This window comes from Cyanobacteriota bacterium, assembly GCA_025054735.1.
Taxonomy (GTDB): Bacteria; Cyanobacteriota; Cyanobacteriia; order SKYG9; family SKYG9; genus SKYG9.
Genome location: JANWZG010000461.1, coordinates 1 through 2807, shown reverse-complemented (window position 1 = coordinate 2807; position 2807 = coordinate 1). Strand labels below are relative to the sequence as shown.

Here is a 2807-nt window from a genome sequence, read left to right as displayed (position 1 = left end):
TGGCAAATCTGCACACGAATGCCACCAGTTGCTAGTTGGCGTTCTATATCAGGGTTGAGGGCGAGTCCCAACAAGAAGGCCAGGGCAGGCATATCACCCTGTTTCGCCAGTTCTTCAGCAGATTCCGACAGGGCAGGATGATCCGCAGCGGGCAATTTGAACCACTCTACCCAGGCTGGTTTTTTCTCCGTTGCCGCTTGGCCATAGACAAAGGCTGCATACAATCCTTGGGGAGCGATGAACTCTAGCAGCGATCGCACCGCTTCCACGGCAGTTTCTTGGGGGGGAATACTTACAGGTTGTTCAGAAGAGTCGGCTTGGGATGAGGATGCTGCTAGTTTTGTGAGCTGACACACAACATGCAAGCTCAACTGCTTTTGAGAACAGGAGGCTTGAATGCCCAGCGGCTCAAGACTTTGGTTTAAGAGGCGCTGAATAGTGGGAATATGTCCCCATCGTGCTAGGTAGGTAAGAATCTCACTAGGCGGCGTGAGATCGATGCGCAATGTCCAGTCTGGTTGGGTTTCTCCGGTAACCTGACTAAAGATCAGAGCATCTCGGAAGCCCTCTAGCTGCAAGTCTCGCAGTTGCCTAGCGATCGTCTCTGCCAAGAGTGACGGATCTGGACTGTAGGAAGACTCACAATAGATGCAGATGCGCTTACGACGGGACTTATCAACGGGTGGATAAGTTGTGACATGAGCCTGCTCGTCTGCATCAGAATCAACAGTGTCTGTAGTGGGAGCCGATCGCCGTTTTCTGACTTCCACCTTTACCTTGACGGCAACCCCCAACATGCCCAATGTTTCGCTCAGGAAACGGGCAATGCCATCTGCCTGTCCCTGCTTGGCTAAGCTGCGGTTAGTTAACACGATGGCAGCAGATGCGTTCGCTGTTGTTGCTGGTGTAGCCTGTTCATGGCTAGTTATAGCTGAGGCATTAGAGGCACTGGATGAATCTTGCTCATCACCCGCTGAAGATGGGCTAGGATTGTTCAGCGCTCGTTCAGCTTCTAGTTCGGCAAGGTGTCCATCTAACTGGTTTAGCAAAATTTCTTTCACCCAAGCCGGATACTCTTGTCCAACGGCTCGTCCGTAGAGAAAGACTTGATAGAGGGGAGGATGCCCATGGGGCAAGAATTTTGTGAGATCGGTAGCTGCTAGGGCTGGAACCATTTGGTTGACGATCGTGTGTTGATGGGGATACTGGGGTGCCTCATACAACAGATGTAAATTATTGCCCTGTACCCGCGCTTGCACACGAATGCGCTGTAAACCCGTTGCCAGAAATGCCCACTTGGCAAGCATACGCTGGCTGTGCCGTAAACTGACAGGACGGCTTGCGGGCAGCTTTTTCGACATCATAACTTGGCGATAATTTCCCATCTCGGCACGACTAGACAACCTAATGGTATTTGCTAAAGTGTACTCAAAAATAAATGATGTAGAGCCAGAGGGTTTGGGATTAATTGGCTAGAGTAAGTCACCAGTATCTCTACAGCCCTCGCAGTTCTATTCATCTATTGCAGACTCATGATTCACTGGCAGCACCCTATGGTATCTCCATTTACTAAGATCAATTCTGACTCGACCACTCGTGAGATCACAGTTGCACCCGAAATCTTACTTGGCATTGCTACGATTCCTACATTAGCAGCGATGCTTGGTATTCGGGCACTGCTTAAGGGATTGCAGGAGTTAGGCGAAGCGAGTGAAGAGTTATTGCGCCGCGATCGGCTGCCCACCTTAACGGCTCCTACGACCCCTCCTCCGGAACAGTAGCTGAAACGGCTGTGACTAGTGATCGTGGAGTGGTGTTGGCAGCTAGAAAAACCGAGCTAACAGGCTAAAAATGATGCGAAACAAGGAGGCTGCGGCGATCGCCACCAGTCCTCCTAAACCTGCTAGTACGAGAATGCCAGTCATTGGGTTGCCTGCACGCAATCCAGGCAAAAATGCCATCAAAGCAATACTAATCCCTGCCAGGATAAGGTAGTCCCACTTTTCTATCCAGCGACGAGATTGGAAAAAAATCATGCCTGCCAAGGTTAACAAAGCTAACCCACCGCTAACAGGTGATAGGCCCAACAAGTTCACGAGTGCGATCGTCACTAGGCTGCCCTCAAAACCAGCAAAGGCCCCTCCAAGCAATAATTCCCAAATGGAAAAAGACAGTGTAGCTGGCTGACGACGGGCAGAACGAGCAGGCTTCGGTCGAGGTGGTGATGGCGCTGGGAGTGATGTCTGGGGGGGCATTGTGGGAAGTGGAGGTGGTGGTTGAAGAGCAGTGGACTGGTGAACTGGCTTGGGGACGCTAGCCGTTGGGGAAGTCGCAGGGGTAGCTGGGGGAGATGGTGACTTGATAGCAGCGATGACCTCATCGACCGTTTGAAACCGCTGATTGGGCGCAGACAGTAACATGCGATCCAGAATGCTGGCAAGGCGATCGCTGACAGTCGCATAGGGTCGCCAGTTCCAAGTGTTGGTGTAGGAATCAAATAATTCTGTAGGCGGCTTACCCGTCAGCAATTGAATGCAAGTTACTGCCAGGGCATACAAATCCGTGGAAGGAAACACCTGTCCGCCGCTAGTTTGTTCTGGGGGAGCGTAGCCGAGGGAATAGATCCCGGTAGAACCTTGTATTCCGGATCCCTTGGCGACTTGCTTGACAGCTCCAAAATCTAGCAAATACAGCGTTCCATTGCGGTGTCGCATGATGTTTGAGGGTTTAATATCCCGGTGGATAGAACCATGGGCATGGACAAATCTCAGGATCTTTAACATTTCTCGCAGCACTTCAACGACCTC

3 protein-coding genes are annotated in these 2807 nt (G+C 51.4%); 1 reads left to right on the top strand and 2 read right to left on the bottom strand.

Going from position 1 to position 2807, the window contains the following annotated elements; translation table 11 throughout:
- A partial coding sequence (locus tag NZ772_16815) for a hypothetical protein (protein MCS6815217.1) occupies nt 1-1403 on the bottom strand: 1403 nt, incomplete at its 3' end.
- Between the two features lie 150 nt (nt 1404-1553).
- Here NZ772_16815 and NZ772_16810 point away from each other — a divergent pair.
- Complete coding sequence (locus NZ772_16810; protein ID MCS6815216.1) at nt 1554-1781, top strand: hypothetical protein; 228 nt, start codon at nt 1554-1556, stop codon at nt 1779-1781.
- A gap of 42 nt (nt 1782-1823) precedes the next feature.
- On the opposite strand, the gene NZ772_16805 is transcribed toward NZ772_16810, so the two are convergent.
- A partial coding sequence (locus NZ772_16805; GenBank protein MCS6815215.1) for a protein kinase occupies nt 1824-2807 on the bottom strand: 984 nt, incomplete at its 5' end.